9 protein-coding genes are annotated in these 6,656 nt (G+C 44.5%); all 9 read left to right on the top strand.

What is annotated here, in order from left to right; translation table 11 throughout:
- A partial coding sequence (locus B3B27_RS00750; protein WP_286846508.1) for a fibronectin type III-like domain-contianing protein occupies window positions 1-288 on the top strand: 288 nt, incomplete at its 5' end.
- Window positions 289-400: 112 nt separating this feature from the next.
- A complete protein-coding gene (locus B3B27_RS00745) occupies window positions 401-1,711 on the top strand; it encodes a TIGR00341 family protein (RefSeq protein ID WP_286833535.1) in 1,311 nt (436 codons plus the stop codon).
- Between the two features lie 195 nt (window positions 1,712-1,906).
- Complete coding sequence (locus tag B3B27_RS00740; RefSeq protein ID WP_238869130.1) at window positions 1,907-2,452, top strand: RNA polymerase sigma factor; 546 nt, start codon at window positions 1,907-1,909, stop codon at window positions 2,450-2,452.
- A 36-nt stretch (window positions 2,453-2,488) separates the two neighbouring features.
- Entirely contained in the window at window positions 2,489-2,782 is a 294-nt protein-coding gene (locus B3B27_RS00735; protein WP_238869129.1) for a hypothetical protein, read from the top strand.
- Window positions 2,775-3,335, top strand: a complete 561-nt coding sequence (locus tag B3B27_RS00730; protein WP_238869128.1) for a hypothetical protein — start codon at window positions 2,775-2,777, stop codon at window positions 3,333-3,335. The genes B3B27_RS00735 and B3B27_RS00730 overlap by 8 nt, the downstream gene beginning before the upstream one ends.
- Window positions 3,336-3,370: 35 nt before the next feature.
- Entirely contained in the window at window positions 3,371-3,826 is a 456-nt protein-coding gene (locus tag B3B27_RS00725) for a hypothetical protein (RefSeq protein ID WP_286846021.1), read from the top strand.
- Between the two features lie 164 nt (window positions 3,827-3,990).
- On the top strand, window positions 3,991-4,236 hold the full coding sequence (locus B3B27_RS00720; protein ID WP_238869124.1) for a PqqD family protein: 246 nt from the start codon (window positions 3,991-3,993) through the stop codon (window positions 4,234-4,236).
- Window positions 4,229-5,278, top strand: a complete 1,050-nt coding sequence (locus B3B27_RS00715) for an ATP-grasp domain-containing protein (RefSeq protein WP_286833532.1) — start codon at window positions 4,229-4,231, stop codon at window positions 5,276-5,278. The genes B3B27_RS00720 and B3B27_RS00715 overlap by 8 nt, the downstream gene beginning before the upstream one ends.
- Window positions 5,279-5,280: 2 nt before the next feature.
- The gene (locus B3B27_RS00710) at window positions 5,281-6,636 is read left to right on the top strand and encodes an alanine racemase (RefSeq protein ID WP_238869122.1); all 1,356 of its coding nucleotides are present in this window, start codon (window positions 5,281-5,283) and stop codon (window positions 6,634-6,636) included.
- Window positions 6,637-6,656 lie beyond the last annotated feature (20 nt).

The raw sequence follows: 6,656 nt of genomic DNA, 5'->3' as shown, positions 1-6,656 counted from the left end.
GCTGATGTCAGAAATACAGGGCCGGCAGACGGAGAGATTGTAGTACAGCTTTATACCCGACAGCTTGTTGCAAGCGTAACCCGCCCGGTGAAAGAGCTAAAAGGGTTTAAAAAGATTGCATTAAAGGCGGGTGAATCCAAACAGGTAACGTTTAATCTTGCTTCCGAAGATCTGGCCTTCTACGGAATTGACATGAAGAAAAAAACCGAACCGGGCGACTTTAAACTGTGGATTGCTCAAAGTTCTGCTGATAACTCCAATGAAGCAAGTTTTTCTGTTACACAATGAAAAAAATAAAAAAATAAAAGTTATGTCCAGTTATTTTTTGCATCTTTGAAGAGTAAAGTAATTATAACATACTTAAACTACGTTGCTATAATTAACATATACTCAAAAAAGAATGAGCATAATCAGCTATTTTGACATCAGAAAAGAACTGGAAGATTTTGACGTTATCCACTCTGAAATTGAAAAAGGGATTGTCTTCAAGGGAACCAACTTGTGGATTCTAATGTGTGCCATCCTGGTGGCATCGGTGGGCCTGAACATGAATTCAACAGCGGTAATCATAGGTGCCATGCTTATATCTCCACTGATGGGACCCATCAACGGTATGGGGTATAGCATCGCGACCTATGACTGGCATTTGTTCAGGCGGTCGATAAAAAACCTCACATTTGCCATCGGTATAAGTCTGATCACTTCAACACTCTATTTTGTCATCACCCCGGTAAATACAGCTCATTCCGAATTACTGGCACGCACAAGCCCCACTATTTACGATGTATTTATTGCGCTTTTCGGAGGCCTGGCAGGGATATTAGCCATTAGCAGCAAATTGAAAGGGAACGTAATCCCCGGCGTTGCAATTGCCACTGCACTAATGCCACCTCTGTGCACTGCAGGTTACGGGCTTGCTACCCTCCAGTTGAATTTTTTCTTTGGTGCCCTTTACCTCTTCACCATTAATACAGTTTTTATTGCGGTATCATCACTCACCGTCTGTCAGATCCTTAAACTTCCTATTCGCAGCATCATAGATCCAGCCCAGCGTAAAAGGGTTAACAGCGCCATCACCACCATTTTGCTTATCACCATCATCCCAAGCATCATATTCGGATACGATCTGGTAAGGAAGGAGCGTTTTTCTGAAAGTTCAAACCGTTATCTGCAGGAGATATCGATTTTAAGCGGCAGCTACTTGATTGAAGCAAAGGTGGACCCGAACCAGAGCTCAATATCACTCCTCTATTCAGGATATGGGCCTAACGAAGAAGAACTGGTTCAAATAAAAGAAAAAGCACTTATCTTTCAGCTGGACACCTCAAAAATCAGTATTATTGAAGGAGCAGATGCTGAAATTCTGAAACAAAGTGCCAGTCGCTATTTAACAGAAGCACAGGAGCTGGAAAACAAGCTCAACATCACCACCTCCTCTTTGAAAAAAGCCCAATGGAGACTGGACAGTATACAAAACATACCTGGGATGGGAGAAAACCTTTTAAAGGAGATCAGGCAAATATACCCACAGATGAAGAGCTGCTCCTATGCCGAGTCGGTTATTTTTACCGATACAACCCGATCAGAACGAATACCTATCGTAGTCTTCACATCAAAAAAGGAACTGAACCGCAACGAGCAGAAGAAAATTACTGAATGGGTACGGGTGCGACTTAACAATAAAGCAACGAAAACCTATTTTGAGAAGTAGCGACCAGGCAACCAATTTATTTTTCATCCGCCACATACAGCCCTCCAGGAGTTAAAAAAGAAACAGGTTCCGGTTAACGATCAAGCAGATTAAAAAACGTTTACGTAAAAGAATGAAATAAAACCGTAAAAAGTAATCCTACCGTAGGAAAATCAGGGAACTGTTGTCTAAATACTAAATCAAACATCATGCACTTTGACGGACTCAGAACTCATAGAAAAAATTAACTCCGGCAACACTCAAGCCTTTAAGGAATTAATAGAAAAATATCAGGGAGTGGTATTTCGCACAGCCATGGGATTCGTGCATTCCAAAGCTGATGCGGATGACCTCACCCAAGAGGTTTTTATAAGGGTTTTTGAATCGTTGCACTCCTTCAAAGGAAAGGCTGAGTTTTCCACATGGCTCTACCGGATAACAGCGAACTGCAGCATTAATTTTATTAAACGGAACAGTAAAAACAGGTTATTGCTGTCGCTCGAAAACATCTTCAACTATTATAGCAACGAGAAAACGCCACTTGAACAATTGGAAGCAGCGGAGAGAGACAGACTGATAAAAGCGGCAATCGACCGCCTTCCCACCTCTCAACGAACAGCTTTTGTGTTGAGCAGATATGAAGAACTGCCCCAGAAAGAGGTCGCCCGTATCATGAATAAATCAGAAGGGGCTGTAGAACAACTACTGCAACGAGCAAAGGGTAATCTGCAAAAGAAACTGGATAAAACCGTAGGAAAATAATGGGAGACTTGTCAAACATATAAACAAACCAACAGAATGGGAACAGAAAAATATATCAATGACCTGATTGAACGCGAAAAGCAGATGGTCCCCAGTCCCTACCTGAGCACACGCGTATTGGCGGAGATAGAAAGAAAGCAGCTGCAGGCAAACTACCGGCCATCTGTGTGGAAAGCCATTGCCCTGGCTGCCAGTTTTGCTGCTGTTACAGTGTTGGGAATCACTCTCGGAAATAGTTATAAAGGTGATTATTATCCGAAGCTGGGTATGAATATCAACGATAGTCAGATAGAAAACCTGGAATATTATAATTTGGAAGATTATGACTAAGAAGAACAGCATACAGATATGGGTAATTGCGCTGTTAGTGGTGCTGAACCTGACCACCATAGGAACCATCTTTTATCATAACCGGCAGGTAAAAGACAATGAGGCTGCAGTTGTTATAGATGAAAGCCGGGCTCCGCTCACCGGAAGGTATTTCCGTCAGACACTTAGGTTCGATGATGAGCAGATGAACGCCTTCCGGAAAGCAAATCGGCAATTCCAGCCACAGGCAAACTTACTGATCTACGAGATGGATTCGCTGAAGACAGAGATGTTCATAGAGTTGAACAGGGAACAGCCCGACACGATCAGGTTGAACAGCATATCAGACCATATAGGTAGGCATCACGCTGAGCTGAAGAAAATCACTAACGATTTTTACCTCTCAATTAAATCGGTATGTGATTCAGCTCAATGCTACAGGCTGCAAGAAACATTCCTTCCTCTCTACAGGGATGAGACAAGCAACGCCCGGCGCGGATTCGGATATTACCGTCCGGACAGCACGGGAGGGGGCTACAGACATAGATACGGGAGAGGGTGGAATAAACCGTAAACAATAAATCAAAATCATTAAATAAATAAAGAAAAATGAAAACAAAACTTTTTACAATCACATTAATGATGGTTGTCACCATTGGATGGGCAGCTGCCCAAAATCAGGATCAAACAGAAAAAGTTCAGGATAAAACGATCCAGGCCGGACAAACAATACAGAGAGGCCCCGCATTCGTAGATAGCAACAACAATGGCATTTGCGATAATTACGAAAAAGGCACCCCCGGGAATCCCAATGCCAATGGCAGACAGGCACTACGCAACGGCAGCGGACGTGGCAGAGGCATGGGATTTGGTAACGGACAAGGGCGGGGACGATATTTCATAGATGCCGATGGCAACGGCGTTTGTGACAACTTCGAGAAAGGGACACCGCGTCGCGGACGTGGCGCCGGATACCGAGCCGGGATTCGCAATGGGAGGGGTCGCGGTATAAACTTCGTAGATGCCAACAAAAACGGCATCTGTGACTGGAGAGAGACAAAATAGGTGATTTTACTAATCCGATTTCTAACTTTAACCTGCTGAAAACAAAATTTCAGCAGGTTTTTTTGTGAACAACACAAATAAACGATTATTTTTGTTACTGACTTTTGATATGATGACTGTCAGAATTGAACAATCACATATCCAAAACCAAATGCCAACCTGATATGAAAATTAGAAAAAACATTGCTATCAGTGAGAACGGGTTTATTTTTAATCCACTCACCGGCGACAGCTTCAGTGTAAATCAGACCGGTATTTTTGTCCTTCTAAAGCTGAAAGAGGGGGAGAGTGACAAAAACATACTGGAGGCCCTTCGGGAGGAGTATGAATTGGACACCTATACAGCAGAAAAGGACCTGAATGATTTTCTGACCATGCTGAAGAGCTATCAACTAACCGAACATGAGTAAAACAAAAATCACCGTTGCCGTAACAGGACTGAACAATATCGACAGTCCGGGACCTGGAATTCCGGTAATAAGAGCACTGAAAGAAAGCAAAGAGTTTGAAGTGCGCATTATTGGCCTTTCGTATGAAACACTGGAGCCAGGAATATATATGCACCATCTCGTGGACAGTGTATATCAGCTTCCGTTACCCACAGCGGGATCGGCTGTGCTAAAAGAACGGTTGCGATACATTGCCGGCAGGGAACCGATCGATGTGCTAATTCCCAATTTCGATGCGGAGTTACACAATTTCATCAAGCTTCAAAAGGAGCTGAAATCGGAGTTGGGCATTGCAACCTTCCTGCCTTCACACGAACAGTTCGAAGAACGGCAAAAACCAGAGCTCTCCAGATTTGGTGACAAATATGGTGTCAGAGTACCTCAAAACCATATGATCAGCCAGGTATCGGAGATCAAAAAATTGGAAGACGAACTAGATTACCCTATGGTGATCAAAGGGCGTTATTACGATGCTTATATTGCCTCATCCTACGAGCAGGCAAGCTCGTATTTCTACAAGATTGTTGCCAAATGGGGCTATCCGGTGATTGTGCAGGAGTTTATTCCAGGCACGGAAGTGAACGTTACCGCTATAGGAGACGGTCAGGGAAACTGTATCGGTGCCATACCGATGCGTAAACTCTACATAACCGACAAGGGTAAAGCCTGGTCGGGTATATCGTTAGAAGATGAAGAGCTGTTGGCAATTTCGCGCCACGTGATAGAGAAAAGCTGCTGGAGAGGTGGTTGTGAGCTGGAATTCATAAAGACAAAAAAAAATGAGTATTACCTGCTAGAGATGAATCCCCGCTTTCCGGCCTGGGTGTACCTGGCCAACGGATGCGGGCAGAATCATGCCGAAGCACTTTTAAAAATGGCTCTGGGCAAAAAAGTTAAGCCGTTCACGGAATATAAGAGCGGCAAAATGTTTATCCGCTATTCCTACGATATGATCGTGGATATATCGGAATTTGAAAAAATTTCAACAACAGGAGAGATGTAATTATGAAACCGACTTATGAAAGGCCAATCATTCAGAAGCTGAATACAGGCCTGTTAAATAAATTTGGCAGCCGTACCGGATATACCCCGTTAAAACAGATCGATGGCGTAGCTGTCGCCAGCCTGATGGAACAATACGGCTCACCTCTTTTCGTAATCAGTGAAAAAACAATCCGTCAGACCTATCAGAAAGCGCTGAAAGCATTCAGAATGCGCTATCCAAAAGTGCAGTTTGCCTGGAGCTATAAAACGAACTACCTTGATGCCGTCTGCAACATTTTCCATCAGGAGGGCAGCTGGGCGGAGGTGGTATCAGGTTTTGAGTACCGTAAAGCTATACGCAACGGTGTTCCCGGAAACCTGATTCTCTTCAACGGGCCCGATAAGTCGGAAGAGGACCTGAAAAGAGCGGTTGAGAACCACTCTCTTATCCATATTGATCATTTCGACGAGCTATACACGTTGATTGAACTGCTGGAAGGTTCAGCCAACAAGGCAAGGGTGGCTATCCGTGTGAACATGGACACCGGTGTCTATCCCCAGTGGGATCGCTTTGGCTTTAATTACGAATCGGGACAGGCATGGAATGCGATCATGAAGATTGCCACACAGCCCAACCTGCAGTTGGAGGGTTTACACACCCACATCGGCACCTACATGCTTACGGTAAACGCCTATGCTGTGGCTGCCAGAAAAATGTGCGATCTGGCGCGACAAACTGCCGGAACTGCCGGGATAAAGATTAAATATATAGATATGGGGGGCGGCTTCTGTTCGTCTAACACCCTGAAAGGCTCCTATCTGCAGGGAGTGGATGTGATTCCCACGTTCGACGACTATGCTGAAGCAATCACCGGCACAATCCTGCAAGCAGGCTTTAAGCCGGATGAAATGCCCCTGCTGATTCTGGAAAATGGTCGTGCCTTAATTGATGAAGCGGGCTACCTGCTGGGATCGGTGCTGGCTACAAAACGGCTTGCTGACGGACGCAGGGCTACCGTGCTTGATATAGGCGTAAACATCCTGTTCACCTCCTTTTGGTATAACCATAAAGTATCACCGGCACAGGACTTCACACAACATGCCGAAGAAATGGTACTTTATGGGCCTCTTTGTATGAACATAGACTGTCTGCGTGAAAGCGTGAGCCTGCCACTCTTAAAAAAGGGCGACCGTGTAGTGATACATGAGGTTGGAGCTTACAATATGACACAATGGATGCAGTTCATCACGCTTCGTCCCAACGTTGTCATAATAGATACCAGCGGGAAAGTGCATCTTATTCGCAAAAGCGAATCAGTTGATACCATTGTGCAACAGGAGAAGGTGCCTGAACACCTCAAAAGTTTCACCTTGTAATAAAGGCGTATAGTCAGTGC

The organism is Proteiniphilum sp. UBA5463, from assembly GCF_002427225.1.
Lineage (GTDB): Bacteria > Bacteroidota > Bacteroidia > Bacteroidales > Dysgonomonadaceae > Proteiniphilum > Proteiniphilum propionicum.
The sequence above is the reverse complement of the archived record's forward strand: the minus strand, read 5'-3'. Positions and strand labels throughout refer to the sequence as shown.